Source organism: Serratia sp. TSO36, from assembly GCF_057808395.1.
Genome location: NZ_JBJZOU010000015.1, coordinates 442,879 through 465,398, shown reverse-complemented (window position 1 = coordinate 465,398; position 22,520 = coordinate 442,879). Strand labels below are relative to the sequence as shown.

The 22,520-nt window shown below is 61.4% G+C and carries 22 protein-coding genes; 1 reads left to right on the top strand and 21 read right to left on the bottom strand.

The window, feature by feature from the left end:
* Positions 1 to 4: 4 nt before the first annotated feature.
* Complete coding sequence (gene sbmC / locus ACK3CV_RS15695; protein WP_164140881.1) at positions 5 to 472, top strand: DNA gyrase inhibitor SbmC; 468 nt, start codon at positions 5 to 7, stop codon at positions 470 to 472.
* A gap of 191 nt (positions 473 to 663) precedes the next feature.
* Here the strand turns inward: sbmC and ACK3CV_RS15690 are convergent, their stop codons facing one another.
* The 21 genes from ACK3CV_RS15690 to tagF all read right to left on the bottom strand — a co-directional run bounded on the left by ACK3CV_RS15690 (position 664) and on the right by tagF (position 22,509).
* Positions 664 to 2,592: a type VI secretion system Vgr family protein gene (locus tag ACK3CV_RS15690; protein WP_164140879.1), complete on the bottom strand. Its 1,929-nt coding sequence runs from the start codon at positions 2,590 to 2,592 to the stop codon at positions 664 to 666.
* A 142-nt stretch (positions 2,593 to 2,734) separates the two neighbouring features.
* Positions 2,735 to 4,180 carry a serine/threonine protein kinase gene (locus tag ACK3CV_RS15685; protein WP_164140877.1) on the bottom strand — a complete coding sequence of 482 codons (1,446 nt, stop codon included), beginning with the start codon at positions 4,178 to 4,180 and terminating at the stop codon, positions 2,735 to 2,737.
* A gap of 49 nt (positions 4,181 to 4,229) precedes the next feature.
* Positions 4,230 to 6,884, bottom strand: coding sequence for a type VI secretion system ATPase TssH (gene tssH, locus ACK3CV_RS15680; protein ID WP_164140875.1), 2,655 nt, complete (start codon positions 6,882 to 6,884; stop codon positions 4,230 to 4,232).
* Positions 6,885 to 6,940: 56 nt separating this feature from the next.
* Positions 6,941 to 8,011 (bottom strand): type VI secretion system baseplate subunit TssG, encoded by a 1,071-nt coding sequence (gene tssG / locus ACK3CV_RS15675; protein ID WP_033647813.1) that lies wholly within the window; start codon positions 8,009 to 8,011, stop codon positions 6,941 to 6,943.
* Positions 8,008 to 9,894 carry a type VI secretion system baseplate subunit TssF gene (gene tssF / locus ACK3CV_RS15670; RefSeq protein ID WP_164140873.1) on the bottom strand — a complete coding sequence of 629 codons (1,887 nt, stop codon included), beginning with the start codon at positions 9,892 to 9,894 and terminating at the stop codon, positions 8,008 to 8,010. Before tssF ends, tssG begins: the two co-directional genes overlap by 4 nt.
* Before the next feature lie 4 nt (positions 9,895 to 9,898).
* Positions 9,899 to 10,474 carry a type VI secretion system baseplate subunit TssE gene (locus tag ACK3CV_RS15665; protein WP_047571529.1) on the bottom strand — a complete coding sequence of 192 codons (576 nt, stop codon included), beginning with the start codon at positions 10,472 to 10,474 and terminating at the stop codon, positions 9,899 to 9,901.
* 2 nt (positions 10,475 to 10,476) lie between these two features.
* Positions 10,477 to 11,298, bottom strand: coding sequence for a type VI secretion system accessory protein TagJ (locus ACK3CV_RS15660; protein ID WP_275043025.1), 822 nt, complete (start codon positions 11,296 to 11,298; stop codon positions 10,477 to 10,479).
* A 15-nt stretch (positions 11,299 to 11,313) separates the two neighbouring features.
* Positions 11,314 to 12,300, bottom strand: a complete 987-nt coding sequence (locus ACK3CV_RS15655; RefSeq protein ID WP_033653614.1) for a hypothetical protein — start codon at positions 12,298 to 12,300, stop codon at positions 11,314 to 11,316.
* A gap of 28 nt (positions 12,301 to 12,328) precedes the next feature.
* Positions 12,329 to 13,102: a PP2C family protein-serine/threonine phosphatase gene (locus ACK3CV_RS15650; protein ID WP_015378289.1), complete on the bottom strand. Its 774-nt coding sequence runs from the start codon at positions 13,100 to 13,102 to the stop codon at positions 12,329 to 12,331.
* A complete protein-coding gene (gene tagH, locus ACK3CV_RS15645; protein ID WP_164037598.1) occupies positions 13,102 to 14,832 on the bottom strand; it encodes a type VI secretion system-associated FHA domain protein TagH in 1,731 nt (576 codons plus the stop codon). Before tagH ends, ACK3CV_RS15650 begins: the two co-directional genes overlap by 1 nt.
* Positions 14,833 to 15,065: 233 nt before the next feature.
* On the bottom strand, positions 15,066 to 15,404 hold the full coding sequence (locus ACK3CV_RS15640; protein WP_239504624.1) for a T6SS amidase immunity protein Tai4 family protein: 339 nt from the start codon (positions 15,402 to 15,404) through the stop codon (positions 15,066 to 15,068).
* Between the two features lie 69 nt (positions 15,405 to 15,473).
* Positions 15,474 to 15,821: a T6SS amidase immunity protein Tai4 family protein gene (locus ACK3CV_RS15635; RefSeq protein WP_256498823.1), complete on the bottom strand. Its 348-nt coding sequence runs from the start codon at positions 15,819 to 15,821 to the stop codon at positions 15,474 to 15,476.
* Between the two features lie 18 nt (positions 15,822 to 15,839).
* Complete coding sequence (locus ACK3CV_RS15630; RefSeq protein WP_033653617.1) at positions 15,840 to 16,298, bottom strand: T6SS amidase immunity protein Tai4 family protein; 459 nt, start codon at positions 16,296 to 16,298, stop codon at positions 15,840 to 15,842.
* Positions 16,295 to 16,798: a type VI secretion system amidase effector protein Tae4 gene (locus ACK3CV_RS15625; protein WP_075205976.1), complete on the bottom strand. Its 504-nt coding sequence runs from the start codon at positions 16,796 to 16,798 to the stop codon at positions 16,295 to 16,297. Before ACK3CV_RS15625 ends, ACK3CV_RS15630 begins: the two co-directional genes overlap by 4 nt.
* A 49-nt stretch (positions 16,799 to 16,847) precedes the next feature.
* Positions 16,848 to 17,330 (bottom strand): Hcp family type VI secretion system effector, encoded by a 483-nt coding sequence (locus tag ACK3CV_RS15620; RefSeq protein WP_004961372.1) that lies wholly within the window; start codon positions 17,328 to 17,330, stop codon positions 16,848 to 16,850.
* A gap of 298 nt (positions 17,331 to 17,628) precedes the next feature.
* The gene (locus ACK3CV_RS15615) at positions 17,629 to 18,120 is read right to left on the bottom strand and encodes a T6SS effector amidase Tae4 family protein (protein WP_049194640.1); all 492 of its coding nucleotides are present in this window, start codon (positions 18,118 to 18,120) and stop codon (positions 17,629 to 17,631) included.
* On the bottom strand, positions 18,117 to 18,500 hold the full coding sequence (locus ACK3CV_RS15610; RefSeq protein ID WP_049194641.1) for a Rap1a/Tai family immunity protein: 384 nt from the start codon (positions 18,498 to 18,500) through the stop codon (positions 18,117 to 18,119). The genes ACK3CV_RS15615 and ACK3CV_RS15610 overlap by 4 nt, the downstream gene beginning before the upstream one ends.
* A 67-nt stretch (positions 18,501 to 18,567) precedes the next feature.
* On the bottom strand, positions 18,568 to 20,073 hold the full coding sequence (gene tssC / locus ACK3CV_RS15605; protein ID WP_016927259.1) for a type VI secretion system contractile sheath large subunit: 1,506 nt from the start codon (positions 20,071 to 20,073) through the stop codon (positions 18,568 to 18,570).
* A 3-nt stretch (positions 20,074 to 20,076) separates the two neighbouring features.
* On the bottom strand, positions 20,077 to 20,613 hold the full coding sequence (tssB, locus tag ACK3CV_RS15600; RefSeq protein WP_033635026.1) for a type VI secretion system contractile sheath small subunit: 537 nt from the start codon (positions 20,611 to 20,613) through the stop codon (positions 20,077 to 20,079).
* Positions 20,614 to 20,734: 121 nt separating this feature from the next.
* A complete protein-coding gene (gene tssA, locus ACK3CV_RS15595; protein ID WP_049194643.1) occupies positions 20,735 to 21,766 on the bottom strand; it encodes a type VI secretion system protein TssA in 1,032 nt (343 codons plus the stop codon).
* 23 nt (positions 21,767 to 21,789) lie between these two features.
* Complete coding sequence (gene tagF / locus ACK3CV_RS15590) at positions 21,790 to 22,509, bottom strand: type VI secretion system-associated protein TagF (RefSeq protein ID WP_033647808.1); 720 nt, start codon at positions 22,507 to 22,509, stop codon at positions 21,790 to 21,792.
* Positions 22,510 to 22,520 lie beyond the last annotated feature (11 nt).

The window sequence follows — 22,520 nt, the reverse complement described above, 5'->3', positions numbered from 1 at the left end:
GGCGATGAGCGTGAGGATTATCGATAAGGCGGCGGAGAAGGTGGTGGGGGTGAGAGTCGTGGGGCCGTATCCGCAGACGATCCCACAGGGCTCGCAGCAACTGCTGGCATGGCGGCAGCGCCACGGCGTGCCGTTCGGCAAATGGCTGGTGCTGTATTGGGACGATCCGGCGGAAGTGGCGTCGGAAAAGCTGCGCGCCGACGTGGTGATGAGCGTGGCGGACGATTTCGCGCTGCCGGCGGAGAACGAGGGCGTTACCGTGCAGACGCTACCCGCCGGGCAGTACGCGGTCTACCACGTGCGCATCAGCGATGGCGACTTCGAGCGGGTGTGGGGCGAGTTCTACCAGAAGCTGTTGCCGGCCAGCGGCTATCAGCCGGTTGAGGGGGTAAGCTATGAACACTATCTCAACGACTGCGAAGCCGACGGCTATTTCGACCTCGATATTTACCAGACGGTGAAGAAGTGGTGAGGGGGCGTTGATGATAAGGAAGGCTGAAGCGATGAACGGGACAGCTTCAGCCCGTTGTTTTGGCTAAACGTCGGTGATCTTGCCGCCAGCGCATTCATCTCCTTGCCAAAAGGGGTTACAGCGGCAGCCGGTTTTGCCGGCGCCGCCGCCCGAAAGCCGGCGTTAACCGGCTTTTCCTGCGTGCCACTTGGCTACTCTTTAGGGAACAGCTGATCGACGGCGCTCTGGATCGCCGCCTGATGGCCGCCGCCCGGCGCGGCGGTGCGCGCGGCGCCGCCGGGCTGGTTGAGATCCAGCTGGCCGCCGGTATTGATCTCCCCGTCCTCTTTCACCGTGATATTGAAGCTGGTGCCGGTGATGTTGATTTGGCCGTTCGCCAGCAGCTCGATCACGCTTTCGCCGCACTCCAGCCGCAGCGATTCGCCGGAGCCGAGGGTAAAGGCGTTGACCACGGCGTCGCTGCGCGTTTTGCCGGTCAGCGCCGAGGCCTCGCCTTTGACGCCGCTGGCCTGATTGAGCACCACCCGTTTGATCTGGTTGCCGCCCACCAGGTGGGTGTGGTCGTTAGCGATGCTGTGGCTCTCATCGTTTTTGACCTGGGTGTCCATGTTGCGTTCCGCCTGGATCCACACCTGTTCGGCGCCGGCCTTGTCTTCGAAACGCAGGGCGTTGGCGTTGTCGGCGGTGCCGTCCTTGGAACGGCTCATAAAGCCCATTTGGGTGGCGGCGGCCGGCAGCGCCCACGGCGGCATGCTGGCTTCGTTATAAACGCGCCCGGTGACGATCGGCCGATCCGGATCGCCGTTGATAAAGTCCACCACCACTTCGTCGTTGACGCGCGGGATCTGCACGCCGCCGTAGCCCTGGCCGGCCCAGGCGCTGGAGACGCGCACCCAGCAGGAGCTGCCGTCGTCCTTCGGCCCGAAGCGGTCCCAGTGGAATTTCACCTTGATGCGGCCGTATTTGTCGGTCCAGATTGATTCGCCGGCCGGGCCGACCACCCGGGCGGTCTGCGGCCCGTGGGTTTTCGGCCAGGTGGCCTGCTGCGGCGGGTGCCAGGGCACGTCCGCCGGCAGCACGGTGAAGTCGATACGGTGTTCGCTGCTCTGATCGTCGCCGCTGGCGTAGCGGTTCTCTTTCAGATGGTAGTTGGCCTGCAGCGTCAGGTACTCGCGGTTGTCGTCGGCGTGCGGGGCGTTATACAGCGTAAAGGTGCTGCCGGGAGCGATGCCCATCGCGGTGGCGGTGCCCCGGATCTGCTGATGCTCGGCCTGCCAGGCTTCCTGGCGCACGCGGGCGTAGAACTCCCCCTGCTGATGCTCGGTGTAGCGGCCCGGCCAGTCGTAGACGTCGATCTGCCCCGGCGTCGGCGAGACCGGGTTTTGCCGCGCCTGGAACAGCCAGGCGTTCGGCTTGCGAAAATCGTAGTCGTCCAGGCTGTAGATGCCCGGCGTGACGCGATCGGACAACGTCCACTGGCTGATGCCTTCCTCGCTGGTGCTGCCGCCGGACGGCGTCAGGTGGTAGGGGATCATCTCGTAGCCGGGATAGGGCTGGTGGTGGTGGGGCGCATCCCCGAGCACCAGCGTGTGTTTGTCCATCTCGTGTTTGAAATAGTAATAGATGCCCTCCTGCTCCATCAGACGGCTGATGAAGTTGAAGCTGCTTTCGTTGTACTGCACGCAGTAGCCCCACAGGCGATAGTCGCCGGTCAGCTGATCTTCCAACTGTACGTTGTGCTCCGCCAGCAGAGTCTTGACGATCTGCGGCACCGTTTGTTCCTGGAAGATGCGGAAGTTGCGATCCTTGGTCATCGGCCACAGATCCGGCTGCACGTGCAGGTTATACACCGCGTAGCGCGTGCCGCCGATCTCTTCGCTGCTGACGGCGATGGCGGTGATCTTGCCATTCAGGTAGCGCGGGGCGCTGAGAAAGCCCTGAGTCGGGATCTCCAGCGTCAGCGGTTGGCCGAGCAGCGCTTTGCGATCGAGCCGCGCGTCGGTGCTCAGCAATTCAATAGAGAAGTCGAAAGGGGTGGAAAGCGCCTCGATACCGTCCAGCGAGCGGAACAGCAGCTGCTCCTGGCCCAGCGGCGTGTGCGCAATAATGCGATCCAACATGAGAACATCCTCTGTGATTGACGTCGTGCCCTGCATACCCCGACCTTGCAGCGGCCTTGCCGCGCGGCCAATGATGGTGGGCAGTGGTGCGTCAGTCTCATGAAAAAGGGGAACCCCCGCCGCGGCGGGGGGCAGAACGGGATTAACCGGCGGTGGCCGGATTGACCAGCCAGGTGCCGGCGTTGTCGATGCTGAGTTGCTGCTGGCGGAGCCGATCGTTGTGGCGGATCTCCAGCTGATAACGACCCGGCGCCAGATTCAGGCTGGCGAAGCCGTTTTCGCCCGGCGTCACCTGCTGCGGCTTGCCGTCGAGGCTGACCTGTTCGCCCGGCTGCAGTTTGAAGTACACCAGCGCCACCGGCTGCGGTGGCGGCGCCGCCTTTTGCGGTTCCACCGGCGCAGATGGCGCGATTTGCGGCGCGCTCGGCTGCTCCGTCAGGGTTTTCTGCGCCGGTGACGCTGCGGTGTTTTGCGCTACGGCCGGGGTATCATCCTCGCCGCCGCTCAGCCAGGCGACGGCGCCGATCGCCAGCAGCGCCGCGACGCCGGCGCCGGCCATCATCGGCCGCGAGAATTGGGTGCTGCGCGCGGTAACGGTGCCGGCGGCCGCGGCGGCAGCAGCCGGGTTGGCGGCCACCAGCAGGTTCTCCGGCGCGGCGGCCGGGGTGCTGATGATTTCGTTTTCATCGGCGATCGGCAGCTGCAACAGCTCGGCCATTTCATCGATGGTCTGCGGGCGGTCTTCCGGTTTCAGCGCCAGCGCGCGGTCGACGGTGCGAAGCAGCTCCGGCGAGTAGCCGGCGGGACGGCGCTCGGCCAGCGGCTGATAGCTGTCTTCGATGCTGCGCACCACGCTGACCGGCGGCGGCGAACCGACGATCAGCGTGTGCAGCACGGCGCCCAGCGCATAAATATCGGTCCAGGGCCCCTGTTCGCCGTCGCTGTTCTCGGTGTACTGCTCGATCGGCGCGAAACCCGGTTTCAGCATGATTTCCGTTTCGTCCGACAGGTTGCCGATCTCTTTGCGCGCCGACCCGAAGTCCAGCAGTACCGGCAGCTGGCTCTCCTGGATTTGGATGTTATCCAGTGAGATGTCGCGGTGCAGGTAGCCTTCCTGATGGATGGTGTTGATGGCGCTGAATAGCGGCGGCAGCAGCCGCCGGATCCACGCCTCGTCGATTTTCTCCGACTGCTGCGCCTGCAGGTTCTTCAGCGTGGTACCGCTGTAAAACTGGGTGCCCATGTAGGCGGTGCCGTTCTCTTCCCAGAAGCGCAGCACGTGCAGCAGGCCGGGGTGCGAGAAGCGCGCCAGCAGGCGCGCCTCCTGAATAAAGCTGTTCAGCCCGGCCTGGAAGGTTTTGCCGAAGCGCTCGCCGCGCAGCCCGATGCTGAGATCGTCGTTGCGTTTCGCCAGCGAGGTCGGCATGTATTCTTTGATGGCGATGGTGCGTTCCAGTTGGTGATCGTAGGCGCGGTAGACGATGCCGAAGCCGCCTTCGCCGATCGCTTCCTGGATCTCGAATTCGTTGAATCGATAGCCGCTCGGCAGGCTGTTCGAATTCGGTTTGGTTATCCCGGTTCCCGACATAGTGATGACTCTCTGTGTTCAAAGGGCCGCCGTCTCGGCGGCCGCGGCGTTATGCCTGAAATTGACAAATGAATTCGTTGTTCTGCAGCGCGATATGCAGCTGGCGATAGCGCTGGTCGTTGGCGCTGCCGGTCAGCAGGGTGTGGCTGATCTGCGGCAGCAGGGTGTTGGTCAGGATGGCGTCGACCATGCGGCCGCCGGACTCCACCTCGGTGCAGCGGCTGACGATCTGCTCGATGACCGCGTCGTCGAAGGTGCAGACGATGTCGTGATTCTCCGCCAGGCGACGCTGGATGCGGCCCAGCTGCAGGCGCACGATGTTGCCCAGCGTGGCGTCGGTCAGCGGGTAATACGGCACCACCAGCAGGCGGCCGAGCAAGGCGGCCGGGAACACCGACAGCAGCGGCTGGCGCAGCGCGCCGCTCAGCGCCTCTGGCTCCGGCAGCAGTTCCGGATCGCTGCACAGTCCGGCGATCAGATCGGTGCCGACGTTGGAGGTCAGGATGATGATGGTGTTGCGGAAATCGATATGGCGGCCTTCGCCGTCCTCCATCCAGCCCTTGTCGAACACCTGGAAGAAGATTTCATGCACGTCCGGGTGCGCCTTCTCGATTTCGTCCAGCAGCACCACGCTGTAAGGGCGGCGGCGCACCGCCTCGGTCAGCACGCCGCCTTCGCCGTAGCCGACATAGCCCGGGGGCGCGCCTTTCAGCGTCGAAACGGTGTGCGACTCCTGGAATTCGCTCATGTTGATGGTGATGACGTTCTGCTCGCCGCCGTACAGGGTTTCCGCCAGCGCTAGTGCGGTTTCGGTCTTGCCGACGCCGGACGGCCCGGCCAGCAGGAACACCCCGACCGGCTTGTTCGGATCGTCCAGCCGCGCCCGCGAAGTGCGCACCCGGCGGGCGATCAGATCCAGCGCATGGCGTTGGCCGATCACGCGCTGGTTCAGGGTGTCGGAGAGTTGCAGCACCGCCTCAATCTCGTTTTTCACCATGCGGCCCAGCGGGATGCCGGTCCAGTCGGCCACTACCGCCGCCACGATGTTGGCGTCGACGGCGGCGAAGATCAGCGGCGCTTCGCCCTGCAGCGCGCTCAACTGCTGCTGCAGTTCGCCCAACTGGGCGCGCAGCGCGTCGGCGTCAGGGCCAGCCTGCGTCTCTTCGTCGGCAGATTCCGCTTCCTGTTGGTGTAGCTGAGCGCGCAGTGTGATGATCTCTTGGATCAGCGCCAGCTCCTGCTGCCAGCGCTCGGTCAGCTGTTCCAATTCCTGGCGCAGCGCGGTCAGCTGGGCTTCAATCTCCTGCGGGCGCAGGGGATCGCCGATGCCGACCTTGGCCTCGCGGCGGGCGATATCCAACTCTATCTGCAGCGCATCGATGCGGTGGCGGCAGTCTTCGACCTGAGCAGGCTCGGCATGTTGGCTGACCGCCACGCGCGCGCAGGCGGTATCCAGCAGCGCCACCGCCTTGTCCGGCAACTGGCGGGCAGGAATATAGCGATGCGAAAGCCGCACCGCGGCGTCCACCGCTTCATCCAGCAGCAGCACGCGGTGGTGTTGCTCCAGCGGGCTGACGGTGCTGCGCAGCATCAGCAGCGCTTTGTCTTCGCTCGGCTCGTGTACCTGGACCACCTGGAAACGGCGGGTGAGCGCCGGATCCTTCTCGATGTATTTCTTGTATTCCGACCAGGTGGTGGCGCCGAGGGTGCGCAGCTGGCCGCGCGCCAGCGCCGGTTTCAGCAGGTTTGCGGCGTCGCCGGTGCCCTGGGCGCCGCCGGCGCCGATCAGGGTGTGAATTTCGTCGATAAACAGGATGATCGGCGTCGGGCTGGACTGCACTTCGTCGATCACCGCCTGCAGCCGTTTTTCAAACTCGCCTTTGACGCCGGCGCCGGCCTGCAGCATGCCGATGTCCAGCAGGCACAGTTTCACGTCGCGCAGCTGCGGCGGCACGTCGCCGGCCACGATGCGCAGCGCCAGGCCTTCCACCACCGCGGTTTTCCCGACGCCGGCCTCGCCGGTCAGCAGCGGGTTGTTCTGGCGGCGGCGCATCAGGATATCGATGATTTGCCGGATCTCCTCATCGCGGCCGGCCACCGGGTCGATCTCGCCGTTGCGCGCTCTGGCGGTCAGATCCTGGGCATACTGCGCCAGCACGCTTTCACCGCTGCGCGCCGCGCCGGATACGTTCTCGGCGCCGCTTTCAGCCGCCGCATCCTGGGCGTTTTCCGCCGAGTGAGCGGTGATGGCGGCGAACTGCTCCATCAACAGATCGGCGTTGATGCGCTCGAACTGCGGGGAAATGGCCTTCAGCAGATGGCGCAGGCTGTAGGTTTTCAGGATGCCGAGCAGCAGGTGGCCGCCGCGGATGCGCGCCGCGCCGAATTTCAATGAGCCATAGACCCAGGCGCGTTCTACCGCGCTGTCGATGTGCTCGGACAGATCGGAAATGGCGCTGGCGCCGCGGGGCAGGCGATCGAGCGCCTCGACGATATCGCGCGCCAGCTGCGCCTCGTCCAGCGCGAAGTGGCGGACGATCTGCTGCAGATCGCCGTCCGGCGATTGCATCAGCTGATGCAGCCAGTGCGCCAGTTCGACGTAGGGGTTACCGCGCAGCTTGCAAAACGCCGTCGCACTTTCCAGAGAGGTGAATAACAGGCTATCCAGTTTGCCAAATAATACCGAGCGGCTGATTTCAGACATGGTTTTCCTCAGGTCTCAGAGTGGCCTGGCGCCGCAGGGCGCCGGCCGAAATAGGGTCAGAACGGATTTTCCAGCGGTTCAGGGCTGAAGATCAGATCGTCGAGATCGCGTTGCCGCCGATCGTCGGCCAGCCAGCTGCTCAGGCCCAGCCGCTGCGCGCCGCCGAGCTGGATGCCGTGCGCCTGTTCCTTCGCCAGGATCAGGCGCACTTCCCAGACGAACTCGATGCCCAGATATTGGCGCACCCAGTCGCGCAGTTGCCGGCACAGGTCGGCGCCGGGCAGGAAGCGGTCATAGTCTTGCTGCGGCATCGGCCCCAGCTCGATGCGGAATTTGTGCTGAATATCGCGCACCGCGATGCCGAGAAAGGCCGATTCGCCGAGCCGCGGCGCGCCGCGCCCGGCCTTGAGCCGAGCTTGTTCGCGCGGTTCCACCCGCAGCCAGTGCGGCACGTTTTCGACGATGCGCACCGGCACCTTGAAATACTGCTGCAAAATCTTGCTCAGGCCTTCCGGATCGCGGCTGTGGCGAATCAGATGACCGGCCATAAAATGTTTGGCGTGGGCGTTGATGCTGTCGCGTTCCTGCTGCGCCGGCTGGCCGATGCCGATCAGGCTCGACAGGTATTCGTCGAAGCGCCGGTTGTCCGGGCGATCCAGCGACACCGTCGGCTGCGCGTCGGCCCAGGCGCGGTAAAACAGCAGCGTCAGCCGGTGATGGAACAGGTTGGTGAACGCCAGCAGGGTGGTGTCCTGGTGGTGGTACACCCGTTCGCGCACGTATTCGGTCAGGTGCAGCGGCAGCGGCCCGTTGGGGCCGAACAGGCCGAAGCTGAAGATCGAGACGTCGTGCAGCGGGCTGTTGGCGCGCGGCGCCACCTGCGCCAGCGTGGAGGGCGCGAACGACAGCGACGGCTCCTGGCCCAGGCGCAGCATCTCGTGGCGCGGCAGCGGCGCGCGCCCCAGCAGGTAAGGCTGGCCGCCCTGGGCGTCGATGCGGCGCAGCAGCTGAAACAGATCGTGCTTGTAAGGCGCGCTGCGCAGCCGCGGCCAGAAGTCGTCCGGCAGGCGATACAGCGCGTTGATCTGCGGCGGCGCCAGTTCGGTGGCAATCATCTCCGCGCTCATATCAGCGTCCTTTTGCCCATGCGCGCCTGCCAGTGGGCGATTTCGCCGCGCTGCTGGCTGGAGAGTGTCATCTCGGTGAAGGTGTTCATCGCCACCAGGCGTGAGAACAGGCGCTCCAGCACGCTGCCGAGCATATAAGGGCTGTTGCCGGAGAACGCCTGCTCATCGACCGTCAGATCGATGGCGATGCCGCGCGCGAACACGATGGGGCCCGGCTCCGGCACTCGCCGATAAACCGGCCGCAGGTTGCAATGGCGCACGCCCTGGATCTGTTTGGCGATCGCCGGCTCGCTCAGGTTGCCGTACAGCCCCAGCAGCTGGCGCAGGCTGGCGGCGCCCTGTTCCGGATCGCCGTCCATCATGCTGAGGTAGTTCAGCTGCAGCTGGCTGATCAGCCGCCAGGTGATCATGCCTTCGGCCAGCGCCGGGCGCGGCGGGGTGGGACCTTTGCGCAGCGAGACCTGCTTGATCGGGATCGAGTCGGGCATCACGAAGTTGCCCTGATCCTGTTGTAGCAGCATCAACGGCAGGTCGCGGCTGGTGCACAGCACGTCGGCGGTGAGGTATTTCAGATCGCTGTGCCACGGCGATTGCCGCTCGTCCACCAGTGACACGAACACTTCCGAACCGGCATAGCCGGTGCGGGTGCCGTAGCGGCGGGCGTGCTCCGACAGCGTGCGCTGTTCGCGCCGCAGCGAGAAGTAGGCGCCATAGTTGCCGTCGTCCGCGCTCAGGGTGCTGTAAAACGGCCGAAACTCTTGCTCGTAGCGTTTTTCGCTGGCGCTGCCGCCGAGCCGCTGCACCGAGAACACTTCGTAATCCAGCGGCCGGATATTGTCGACCACCAGATGGTATTCGTGGTTTTTTTCGTTGATCGCGATGCGTTCGGCGACCTTCGGAAACAGGTTGATCACCGGCGTGCAGTGCAGCGCCAAATGGGCGGCGTCGACCACCCGTTCCAGCGCGGCGTCGTGCCGATCCAGCAGCACCACGATTTCGAACTGGCGCAGCGCCTTTTTCCCTTCGCGCACGCTTTGCAGCAGCGGACGCAGGCCGTTGACGCTGAAGAACTGGAAGCGCGCCGGGAAGGCGAAGTACTCCTGCAGCAGCCGGTAGCCTTCGAAGTTGCGCAGGTCGTTGGGCAGCAGCGCCTGATCGGCGGCGAAGCCCTCCTGCCGCAGCCCGTCCAGCGCCAGCGCCCGCCGCTGTGGCTGCGCCTCCACCGTTTGGCAGACAAGCCCGACGCTGTGCTGCATCAGCAGTTCCAGCAGCTGCTGCGCCTGCATGTCCGGCCCGGCCAGGTAAAACATCAGCTGATCCAGCTGCAGGTTGTTGAGCGTCACGCTTTCGTAGCACTCGAGACGAATGCGCAGCGCGCTGACGCAGCCGCTGTGCTGCAGCCCCAGCGAGGCCAACGGGATATCGGCCGGAATGCCGCCCAGCTCGACGCCGGCGATGCGCACCGGCTGCAGCGTGACGTCATGGGCGGTGGCGTAGCTGCAGGTGATGCCGCTTTTCTTCAGCGTCTGGCTGTCCATCATGGTGCCGCGCGGCACCACGAAGCCGTTGCTGATGTCACCTTTGCTGCTGTCCGGCTGCAGCTCGGCGATCGCCATCGACGGCGTCGGCGACAGGTAGTTGGGGTAGATGATCTCCAGCAAGCGCTGAGAAAAGCGCGGGAACTCGGCGTCCATTTTCAGCTGCACGCGCGAGGTGAGGAAGGCAAAGCCCTCCATCAGGCGCTCGATATAAGGATCCGCCACGTCGATGCCGCGCATGCCAAGACGGCCCGCGACCTTCGGGTACTGTTCGGCGAACTCGGCGCCCATCTCGCGCAGATAGGCCAGCTCGCGGTTGTAATAGTCTAAAAGTTTACTGTCCATCGCCTTACCCTATGTCTTTCAGATCGAAGTGGCCGTTTTCCAGATCCACATCGGTACGGAACAGAAACTCCAGCGGATAGGGCACGCACCACAGGCGGCCCTTGATTTCGATCGACAACACGTTGTGCAGCTCCAGTGAGCCGGTGTCCGAGATGCAGCGCACCTGCAGCCCCTCAGGTAAAATGCGCGGCTCGAAATGGAGAATGGACTCGGTCAGCGCGCGCTGAATGTCGAGCCATTCGATGTCCGACATGCGCTTGCCCGCCAGCGAGGCGATGCCGTAATTCAGGGTGGAGCGCCGCACCTGCGGAAAATCGCCGAGATCCAGATTGGATTCGCTGTTGACGCAGTTGAACAGCCACTGCAGATCGCGCAGCACCCGGCGGCGCAGTTCGCTGTGCGACACCAGGTTGCGCACCTGCGCCTCCTGTTTTTTCTGCGGCTCGTCGTCGGTCAGCATGTCGAGCAGCACCGGCTGCATTTTGTCGCGTGACGTCAGGCGTTCGCTGTCCTGACGATAGCGATAGCCCTGGCGGTGCAGATCGCCGCCGTCGTAGTGGGGGGGGCGCTTGTCGTTCATGGTCAGGCGCTCGCGTCGAAGCTCAGCTGCCGCAGGCTGTGCAGCGGGAATTCGTCGCTTTCGCTGAGCCAGGTCTTCAAGCCCAGCCCCGCATAGTGGGTGCCGTCGCCCAGCGGTTGCCATTCGGTGCGTTTGCCCAGCAGCAGCGCGTCGTCGCTGTCTTCGGCCAGCGGGTAGCGGGCAGGCAGTTGGCACACCTGTTCGCGGCCGTCGGTCAGGCGCACCAGCGCATGGCTCCACACCAGATCGATGGCGCTCTGCGGCGCCTGGAACTGGATCGCGGCGATGTCGGCGAACGGCAGCCAGTAGTAAACGCCGTTCAGCGCCAGCTCGCACACCGGGCCGAGGCGGCCGTCACCGTCGGTCAGCCAGTCGAAATGCAGTTGCCGTTCTTGGTCGCCTTCGGCCAGCGTTAACCGCCCGGCGCCGGCCGGGGCGGCCTCCAGCGCTTCATCGCGCAGCGCCTGGGCCTGTTCGGCCGCCCCTTGCGCATCCTGATGCAGCGCCTGCACCATCAGTTTCAGCCAGGGCTGATCCTGCCGCAGCAGCGCCGGCGCGGCCGTGCCGGCGAACACCGCCTGGCGTTGCAGCTCGGCGTTGACCGACTGCATCAGCAGCAGCGTGGTCGGTTGAGCTATCGGTTTCAGCGCCTGCCAGGATTTCAGCTGCGCGTTGGCGCGCGTCCAGTTGCCGCTCAGGCACAGCAGTTGCACCAGCACGGCGCGCAGGTCGGCATCCGCCGGTTTCGCCTTGATATCGTTTTCGACGGCGGTGATGGCCGCGCCGATCGACTGGCCTTGCAGCATGCTTGCTAATGATTTCACAGGCTTTCCTTATAATCAGTGAGTGGCGCCGTTAACCGACAGGTAGCTGCCGCTGGCGGGATCGACCCGGTCTGCGGCCAGCTTTTCCACCAGCTTGAAGGTCAGCGGAGCGGGGGCGCTCAGCAGCGGTTGCCAGGCGGTTTGCGCCTGCTGCAGGCGCTGTTTGATCTTGTTCTCGTCTGCGGCGTCGACGCGCGGCATTTCAACGATCGCTTCGCCGTTGAACGCCCACGCGTGCAGCTTCGGTTCGAAGCTCAGCAGCAGGAAGCTGCCCGGCGCCTGCGGGTTGCCGCCCAGAACCAGCCGCTGGGCGTTGGCGCTGACGACGGTCAGCGCGCGATCGCCGCCGTTGATCTGCGCCAGCGGATAGCCTTGCAGGAACCACAGCGTCGGCGAGAGGGTTTTGCCGCCCTGTTGCAGCGTGACCGCGCCGCTGCCCTGCAGCCAGCCGTCTTCGCCGCAGCGCAGCGCGTCGCCGGCGGGAATGAACAGCGCGCCGCCGTTGGCTTCGTCACGCCAGAAGGTGCGGAAGTGGCAGCCCTGCGGCAGGCTGAAACGCTGAGCCGGCGCGGTGTCCGCTTGCGGAGAGGTCACGGCTACCGCCGCAGGGATCGCCGGCTGCGGCGGGGTCTGCGGCTGCTCGACGGCCTCCTGTTTGACCACCGGTTTCCAGCCGCGCGCTTTGGCGGCCTCGCCGCTGGCCAGCTTCTCACCGCGCTTGTCGGTCAGCGTCCAGGGCAGGTGGCCGGTTTTCGGGCACTGCTTTTCCAGCAGATTGCCGACGCGCGGCAGGAAGTCGTTCAGCACCGCCGGATCCTGGCTTTGCGCCGAGACGATGCGCAGCGGGATGCTTTTGCCGCACCAGCTTGCCGGATTGCTGTTTTTGACGTCATCGATAAACACTTCCAGCTTCTGGCTGGGGGAGTAAACCAGGCGATAGTTCATCGCCTGCGCGGTCGGCACCGCCATCAGGGCGACGAGCCCCGGCATCCAATATTTCATAGTGAACCTTGCTGTGAATGTGCGCTGCTCAGTCGCGGCTCAGAAACCGCTCCGCATCCGCCAGCGAATGCAGCAGGGTGGTTTCCTGCGGTGAGCCAATCCAGACGGCGATAGCGCTGTAGTTATCGCTGTTATTGTTTTTCTTCCATGCCTGCTGCATCAGGGCGATCCACTCGCTGGGGGAGTTGACCATGTGCAGCGACTGTTCCAGTTCGGCCTGGCTGAAGCTGTGCCAGAAGCCGTCGGTGCACAGCAGGAAAACGTCGCCGTCTTCCAGCTGCAGCACGTCGCTGTAGGTGGCGTCGCGCTCTTCATTGAGCCCCAGTGCGAAATACAGCAGGTTGCTGTTGATGCCGTTGGTCTGATAACCGGCGTCCTGCATCTGTTGGATCAGGCTGTGGTCGGTGGTAACGGCATGCAGGTAGCCGCGGCGGAAGAGATACAGGCGACTGTCGCCGGCGTGCGCCCAGTAGGCCAGCTGATAATCGCGATCGATAAACAGGCTGACCAGCGTGGTGCCCATCTTGCTGTATTCGTCCGACTGCCGCTGCTGCTGGTGGATGGCGGCGTTGGCGCGCGTAATGTGCTGGCGAATGCTCTGGGCGTTCAGGTGCTTTTCGCCGTCGAAGTTTTGCAAAATGGTGTCGCGCGCCAGTTTGGCGGCGATATCGCCGCCCGGAAAGCCGGCGATGCCGTCGCACACCACGAAGCAGGCGGCGCGGTTGCCGAGCACCTCGCCGGTCTGATCCTGGTTGGAGGCGCGGCCGCCCTGGTTGGAGGTAGAGGCTATGGTGATATTCATTACGCGTCCGGTTTGGTCTGTGAGTCTTTGTATTGATTCACTTCAACGTCATAGGCGTGCAGGAAGGCTTCGCCGAACAGGGTGTGGAAATCGTCCTCGATCTCGCCGGAGGTTTGCTGATAGTTCTTCACGAAGTAGTCCCACAGCGCAGCCTTGCGGTTGGCGGGCAGCGACAGGCGCGGCGCCACGCCTTCCTTGCGCGCTTCCTCTTCGAGACGCTCCGGGTTGAACGACTGCAGCATGGCGGCGATGATGGCGCGAATACCGGCGATCATCCCCAGCTGGTGCGCCTGCAGGTCGATCAGCGCGTCGCGCACCGCCTGCTCCGGCGGCATAAAGCCCGGCATCTGGCTGCCGAACATCTGCATCAGCACCGTTTTGCCCGAAGGCAGCAGCTTGAACGGGTTGTTGGCCTCGTCGAGGATCATGGTCATCTCGGCCTTCACGCCGCGCTTGAGGATCGAGCGGGATGACAGCAGGGCGACGGTGCCTTGCGAGAACAGGCTCAGCAGGCGGCCGGCCTGGCGGATCTGTTGTTCGTCGAAGTGCGGCTGCGGCTGCAGATCGTCGAGGCCGATGCCCTGCAGCAGCGCCGCCAGCAACGGCCCTTCCAATGTGTCGCCATTCGGCGCGGCGGCGTGTTGCCGCTGGGCGGACTGGTAGGCGACCGGATCGATGCCCAGGCGGTTGCCCTGACGCGGGCGCGGCGGCTGCACGGGTGGTTCCTGCTGGCTGAACTGCGGCGCGGGTTGGGGCTGCGGCTCGGGGATTTGCACAGGTGGCGGCGTCGGCTGTGGGCGCGGCGCTTGCGGTTGTGCGGCGATCGGCGGCGCGGGCGGCTGTACCGGTTCTTCCGGCTGGGCCAGCGGCACGGCGCCGCCCATCAGCAGCCCCAGAGGATCGTTGCTGTTCAACGCTTCTGGCGAAGCGGGCGCGGATGAACCGCCGAACAGCGCCAGCGGATCCAGCTCTTGCTCCGGTTGCTGCGTTTTTTGGGTGGGAGCCACCGGGCGCGGCGGCGCAGCCTGCTCCGCCAGCAGCGCGCTGGGGGTGGTATCGGCCAGGATGTGTTCGCGCTCAAAGGTGGTGTCGGTGTTGAACAGCGCTGCCGGATCGGTTTGCTGCTGCTGCAGCTGGCGCAGATCGACATCGCCCGCCAGCTGCGCCAGCGGATCGGCCGGGTTCAGCTCGCGAGCGGGAGTGTCCAGCAGCGGGTGGTTGCCTGGATTGGCGACCGGCGGCGGTGTGACTGTGGCGGCGGCCGGCGCATTCGGCGTGAATTCTTCCACCAGGCTGTCCCAGATTTCGTTGGGGATTGGCGCGGCGGATTTTTCTTTGGCGGCGGCTGCAGGGGCCGTAACAGCGGCAACGGCGGCGGCCTTGGCCACCGCTTGAGCCTGTGGCGCGGCGTGCTGTTGCAGCGCGCTGACTTCAATCTGGTAATCGTCGATGCCGAGCACGTCGCCGTCCTGCAGTTCAACCTGTCGGCCACGTTCCAGCGGAATGTCGTTCAGCAGCACGCGGGTAACGTTGCCGCGGTTGGTGATGCGGCATTCGCCGTCAGCGGAAATATGCACGATCGCCTGCAGGCGAGAAATGGCGCGCTCTTCGTCCGGCAGCACCAGGTTGTTGTCCACGCTGCGGCCGATGGTGCCGCCCGGCGGCAGAAAATCGCAACTGCTCTGCGGCGGAACCTGGCCGCTTTTATTTTTTACAATGGAAAATCGCATAAGGCATTCCTGCTGATTAGGAGGTAGTGCAATAATTAATGATTCGATCTGTGGCTTGCCAAAATTGGCGGGTATTTTGGCAAGCCGTTAAGTTGTTTCTTAACTCGTTCACTAAGGCTTGTTGTGGTCTTAATTTTACGAAATGCTTTTGTTATTAATTGAAGGCTTGTTGATTAGAGAATTGAAATTAGATTTCTTGATTATCCCAAGGTAACTACCCTCTTATAACTAATTTACTGATTAGAGTAGCGAGAAAAGATGACGTTAGCTTCACTGGCGCTCTGCAGTGAAAGACAATCTAAAGTATGGTAAGTCCCTTGAACTGAGCCTTGGCTATTTTTATTGGCATACTGTTCAGCCAGTTTTTCACCTTGTTCGAATGCATCCAGAGGCAGTTCACTCAATTCTAAATAGGCGGCGGCGGAACGGAAGGCGTCTTGTTTGGTTCTTTCTGAGTCAGTGGATTTCCCAATGCAGCGGCTGACTAACCAATTTTTATATAGTGCCTCTTGCGATAAAGCATTGAGCGAGTTTTCAGCAAGGACTACATGGCTTCCGAGCAGCAGAGACATTAAAAAGTACGTGTATCTTCTCATCCGAGATAACCTTTGATATGAGCCGTCGTTTGAGCAACTCTGATATCAGTTGTCGTCTTTCCCTTGGTACTTCTTGATGATGGTTTGCAACGCTTGGCTATGTACAAGATCGATGCACTTTGCCATCGTCATCGGCTCCCCAGACATGCTGTCATAGGGCTTTGCCAGAAATTCTTTTGCCAGCGCCCTGACAGCGGTATGCGCTTCCAGAGAATAATCGCCGAACTCCATGTAACCCCGAGCAGCGGCGGCGGCATCGTTTTTGACTTCTTTCGCTGAGTACCCCTCGGCGATACAAACGCTAAGCGCGTAGTTTTTGAGGTACTCGGCAGGGGAGTAGTCAATTTTTGTCGCTGCATTAGCGTTCAACGTTGCGGCGATGGCCACAGTCAGTAAGATTCTTTTCACTGATTATTTCCGAGGAGGATTTTCATTTATTCTATCCGGATTGTCTTTCACCCAATTATCATTAGGGCGCTGTACATAGTCTTTCGCAAGTTTGTCAAGATCTTTACTATGGTACATATCCATGCACTTCATTAAGTCTAAGCGGCTTTTCCCATCCTTAGCATTGTAATTCTTTTGCAAGTACTGCTTTGTCAGCGCAATGATAGGGGATTCTTCATCACGAATTGCATAGTATGACCACGCATCGATTCCATTCGATGAGGCAATTGCATCTTTGCTGGCTTCTGGTGATGTCTTATAAGCGACTGAAATGCAGTAGGTTAGAGCGATATCTTTATAGTTTTGCAAATAGTTTCTGTATGCTGCCTGCGGTGGCCACTTTTCAATAGGTTCTTCTTGATTTTTCTGTGCTATAGCACAAGTGGCATATAGACAAAAAAAGGAGATAAGTATTTTTTTCATCTCAATACCCAAAAGTTAGCGTAATTTGTTGTATAGCGAGCTTCTGGTTCATTGAAATAACAATGATCATAACAATCGCCGTTCCCATTCCAGAGCGTAGCATGTCCTCCGGCATCGCTCCAACCTGCAATTTCAAACAATATGATCCCCTTCTTTCCTGCTAATTCACCACCACCTGGAGGAGGGAACTTGACTCGAAGGTCGGGTTCGCCCCAGATCTTTGTCAAATAAGCGATAAGATCTTTAACTCTAAAAAAATACCATTGACGATCGGCACCTGATACGGTCTGATCTTTTACATAAGGAATGGGAAAGCCAGATTTATTCAAGATGTAGCTCATGCGTACAGCGCAGGTGTTTTCCCACTTTCCATTAGGCGCAATATTCATGGCTACACGCCCACCGATAATCTCGGCAACATTCTGAGCTGAATATTGCGCGTTATATATTTTAGTGCTTGCAGCCCATGCGGCTGAAAAAATGGGGCGGTTATTATTCATTGTTATTTCCCTATATTAGACCCCCGGCCGTAACCGGGGGGCATACAAATTAAGCTTCGCGGTTTTCCTTGATGTTCCAACCTGCGCTGCTTTCGGCGCCTTTGCCGCCTTTGTCGCTCTGCTCCCAGTATTGCTGTTTCACTTTCGCCGCCTGGAAGGAGTATGTGACGCCCACGGTGTCTTCGCCGCCTGCGCCGGTGTACTGCACTGCAGTGACCAGCACGTCGTCCAGGGTGATTTTAACGTACTCAACCTGAGTACCGCCCGCCTTGCAGACAGACAACTCAACCTTGGTCAGGTGCTTACCGCTGGAGCAGTGCTTCAGCAGCGCCGGGGTTGACTTGTCGACCAGCGCGTTAACGTGCAGATCGTTGAAGCACACTTTGCCAGCGCCACCGCCGCCGCCAACGCCCATATTGCCCGGTTGAGAAGCGCCCCAGGAGAAAGAAGTAATGTCGGTCCAGCCTTTGTGATTCGAATCTTTAGATTCGCCGCTGGCACCTTCAACTTTCAGGAACATATCAATAGCCATAGTTTCTTCACTCTTTATTAAGGGTTAACAGTAGTATTAACGTTACGTTGAAAAACTCAGGTAATAGCAGCAGGAATTGCAAGTGTGGTAATGCATTACCAATTTATATCCTTGTGCCATGCACCTTATTAAATACCGAAAACTATCGGTACGGGTTACCGAGCCACTATTAAGTGCTAATGGCTCAATGCTTAATTATTTCGCGTTATCTTGGTCCATGTGCGTTCTGGATTGCCTGCTATGAGCAAGCATGCAGTTAAACCAAACCTCATGCTTTTACTGGTCAGCTGATGGAACACTAGCTTAATTCCCAAAACCAGACTTCTTTGCAGTTAAAATAGCAATGGGAATGGCAGGTCAATAGCGAGTTTTCTGGTTCAATAAGATCAATGTGTCCGCCATCATAGTTGGTTATTTTATTGAAGAACACGACGCCTTTTTTATTGCCGATACCCTTCTCTGCATCTGGAGCTTTAAAGAAAATTTTGGCTTTGCCAAAACTACTGGAGCGATGCAACTGATCGGCCAGCAGTTTGGCTCCAGGTTCAATAGTTTTACCCTTATAGGCGCCTTTTTTGATTGGCAGGCGGCCTTTGAAGCTGATGCCGGCTTTCAACAGCGCCAGGCTCATGCGGACGGCACAGGTATTGGCATAACCAGGGTTTTGCTTTAGAAGCGTATCAAGCTCATAACCAATCTCGGCGTAAACGGCTTCTGCTGCCAAATATCCCGGGCTAGAGTAATCAGAGGAGTAATGGCTGCTTTTTAGCTGACGATATAATGGTTTCATGCTTTGCCTCCTTTGCACGGGAAGCGAGTCGCCAGAGCCTCTTCAATCAGGGAGGCTGCCCTTTCGTGCAGGCGCGCAGCGGGAAGTTTATTAAAGAATTCGAACACAAACTCCTGCAGAGTGACGGTTTGTAGCTGGCTGTATTGGCACCAGCTTTTTCCTTCCGTCGCGTCCAGCACGCCCAGCAAATAAATCCGCGCTTTCTCTTTTTCCTGTTTATCTGCACTGCGATAGAAACGGAAAAAGTCGCTGCCTGGCAGATTGACATCATCGGACGTCAAATGCTGTCTCGTTGTCTGCTCTGCGAAAGCTGGCGGCGCGGCGGAGAGCGAGCAGACGACCGCCAACAGCGATGCCAGATAAAACCGTTTTGTCTTCATCTTTCTTTCCCTGTGATGAGGTTAATGTATCAGCCAGGCCGCACTATCGCGGCCTGACTTCAGCCCATCAGGACGCGTCGTTTTGCTTCAGCGAAGGCAGCTTCGACACCAGGCGCAGGGAGACGGTCAGGCCTTCCAGCTGGTAGTGCGGGCGCAGGAAGAACTTGGCGCTGTAATAGCCCGGGTTGTCTTCGATCTCTTCCACCTGCACTTCCGCCGCGGCCAGCGGTTTGCGCGACTTGGTTTCCTGCGAGGAGTTGGCCGGATCGCCGTCCACGTAGTTCATGATCCAGTCGTTCAGCCAGCGTTCCATGTCGTCGCGCTCGCGGAAGGAGCCAATTTTGTCGCGCACGATGCACTTCAGGTAATGCGCGAAGCGGCAGCAGGCGAACAGGTACGGCAGGCGCGCGGAAAGCTGGGCATTGGCGGAGGCGTCGGCATCGTAGTATTCCGCCGGCTTCTGCAGCGACTGCGCGCCGATAAAGGCGGCGAAGTCGGAGTTTTTGCGGTGCACCAGCGGCATAAAGCCGTTTTTGGCCAGCTCGGCTTCGCGGCGATCGCTGATGGCGATCTCAGTCGGGCACTTCATGTCCACGCCGCCGTCGTCGCTCGGGAAGGTGTGGCACGGCAGGTTTTCCACCGCGCCGCCGGATTCCACCCCGCGAATGGCGGTGCACCAGCCGAACTCTTTGAACGAACGGTTGATGTTGGCGGCCATGGCGTAGGCGGCGTTGGTCCAGGTGTAGTTGCCGTGGGTCGCGCCGTCGGTGTCTTCTTCGAAGTCAAACTCGTCCACCGGGTTGGTGCGGATGCCGTACGGCAGGCGCGCCAGGAAGCGCGGCATCACCAGACCCAGGTAGCGCGCGTCTTCCGACTCGCGCAGGCTGCGCCAGGCGGCGTACTCGGTGTTCTGGAAAATCTTGGTCAGATCGCGCGGGTTGGAGAGCTCCTGCCAGGACTCCATCTGCATCACGCTTGGCGCGGTGCCGGCGATGAACGGGCAGTGCGAGGCGGCGCCGATCTTGGCCATTTCGCCCAGCAGCTCCACGTCCTGCGGGCTGTGATCGAAGTAGTAGTCGCCCACCAGGCAGCCGAACGGTTCGCCGCCGAACTGGCCATACTCTTCTTCGTAGACTTTCTTGAAGATCGGGCTCTGGTCCCAGCCCACGCCTTTATAACGCTTCAGCGTGCGGCCCAGCTCCTGCTTGGAAATGCTCATAAAGCGGATCTTCAGCATCTCGTCGGTTTCGGAGTTGTTGACCAGATAATGCAGGCCGTGCCAGGCGCCTTCCAGCTTCTGGAAGTCGTCGTGGTGAATGATCTGGTTGATCTGCTGCGACAGCTTTTCGTCAATTTCCGCAATCAGCGCCTGGATGGTGCGGTAGGCGTCGGAAGAAACGGTGACGGTGTTTTCCAGCGCCTGCTGCGCCAGGGTTTTCACCGCGTTCTCGACCGCTTCTTTGGCCTGATCGGTCTTCGGCCGGAACTCTTTGTTCAGCAGCGCGCTGAATTCATCGCTGGAAAAAGTCTCGGTGGTCTGCAACGCATTTTGTTGCTGAGGCGAGTTGCTCATCGATTAATCCTCACGCTCGTTGTTTTCGTCGTTAACCGCCGGCTTCGGCGCGTCGGTCAGGGATTGCAGCAGCGCCGGGTTTTGCAGGATCTTGGAGATCAGCTCTTCGGCGCCGTTCTTGCCGTCCATGTAGGACAGCAGGTTGGAAAGCTGGGTGCGGGCGTCCAGCAGATTGTCCAGCGCGTCGACCTTGCGGGCGATGGCGGCGGGGGAGAAGTCTTCCATGCTTTCGAAGGTCAGATCGATGTTCAGCTTGCCTTCGCCGGTCAGGGTGTTGTCGACCTGATAAGCGACGCGCGGCTTCAGCGATTTCATGCGCTCGTCGAAGTTGTCGACGTCGATCTCCATGAACTTGCGCTCTTCCACGCTGGCTTGCGGATCGACCGCTTTCCCCACCAGATCCGCCATCACGCCCATCACGAACGGCAGCTGGATTTTGCGCTCTGCGCCATAAATTTCGACATCGTATTCAATCTGTACGCGCGGCGCGCGGTTGCGGGCGATGAATTTCTGCCCGCTGCGGGATTTCGAGTTTGACATGATTTACTCCATCTAATGGCGATTGGGAACGCGCCTCGTCCGGCTGGGAGAGTCAGGTTCTGATTCGGGTCTGCGCAGGGGCAGACGGTATCGGATGCGTCAAGAGAACAAAGGTCGGCGGCTAGCTGTTCTCCTCGTTGTCGGGGCGACCGAGAATGGTCTCCAGTTGGTTAAGCCCATCGGGCGCCAAATCGCGGACGATTTGCATAAAGTCCAGCGTAATCAACCGCTGGACCCGATCGATCATCAGCGGCGCCGGGTGGCTCGGCTCATGAAGACGAAAATAGTTTTTCACCTTGTCCAGCATCAGCTGGGCGTCGTCGCGCGACTGGATCTGCGCGCTGCGCCAGTTGAGCGGGGCGGTGGCGCTCTGCACGGCGGCGGGTGGCTGCACGGCGGCGGCTTCCGGCAAGGCGTCGGGTTCGGCGGCGGCCGGGGCCTCGCTCTGGCCGGCGAGCGCCACCAGAGAAAAGACCTTGGTCAGCGCGCTCATTTCCGGCAGCGCGCTTTCCCCCAGATGGCGGGTCACTTCGCTGCGTATGGCGGACAGGGTGTTGGCGATGCGCGCCACCAGGGCGCCTTCGGGGCGATCCTGCTGCGCCAGCTCATCCTGCAGCCGTGCGCGGCCGCCGGGAAAGTTGGGGCACTCCTGCTTGCTGCCGTCGAGCAGGGCGCCGGCATCGCGCAGCGAGATTTCACCGGCGGCGCTTTTCAGCAGCGGCGCGGCGCGCACGCTGGCGGCCAGCGCGGCCTTGTCGCCAAGGTCGGCCAGCGCGTTGATACGAAACAGTGGGTCGGCCTCGCCGTCGAACTCCAGCGGCGGCTGCAGGGCGTCCCAGTAACGGGCCATCGACTGGTGGATCAGCGTCAGCCCGTCGGCGTAGCCCGGCAACCCGCGCAGCTGGGTCCAGGCGCGGGTGAGATACAACATGACGCGCAGGTCTTTGGTGCGCGTCAGCAGCGAGGTCGCGAGGCGTTCGACCTGCACCCAATCCGGCGCTTCTTCCGGGATGATGGTGCTGCCGAACTGTTGTTCGGCCTTGCCGGTGGCGGCTTGTTCCATCGCCAGAAAGTCGGCGTCGTATTCCAGGTTGTCGCCGCAGGGATTGTCCGCGTCGACCGGGGTCAGCAGGGTATCGGTGTCGATAGCCATAAAATTTCCTTCAACGAGCGATGTTAATCAAACATTTGCGGGTACTGGCCGCCGCGGCCGGGGCGCGCCCAGCCGTTGGGCTCGAACAGCAGTGAAAACAGCTGCACGGTGAGGTTGCCGCTGTGCACGTGGGTGTAGAGCGGGTGTCCGTCGGCCTGATTGGTCCACCAGAAACTGGTGTACTGCGCCGGGTCGAAACAGTCGGCGGCCTGTTGCCAGCCGAGGCCCGGCACGTCCGGATGCTGGAAACCGATAATCGACAATATCTCGGAATCCGCTTCCGCCGGCGGGCTGGGCAGCGCCGGAATAGCCTGCAACGTACGGTCGATCTGCTCGGCGGAGAAACCGTTGCGCACGCCGTTCAGCAGGGTATAACCGAGCTGTTGGTACCAGCTCGCCGCCATGTTCAGCTGTTGCGGCCGCCAATCCTGTTGGCTGAACAGGCGCAGCGCGCAGATCGGGTAGCGTCGCCCGACGCGATCGCGCGCCGGCAACAGGCAACCCATCTGCACGTACGGGCTGCCGAGCGTGGCGGGGATCACGAAGTTCCACACCGGTGCGTTGCTGAACGGGTGGCCGTTCGGCCCCTGCGCATCGCGCTGCAAATTCACCAGCCCGTTATGGAACCAGTGGGCCCAGTTGTTGACCACCGGATCGGGCAGGCGGCGTTGCAGGAAGTCGCCGGCGGAAGGGAGTTTGCCGTACCAGCCGATGCTCGTGGGGGCGCTTGAATCAGTGCTCATGGTCATGTCCT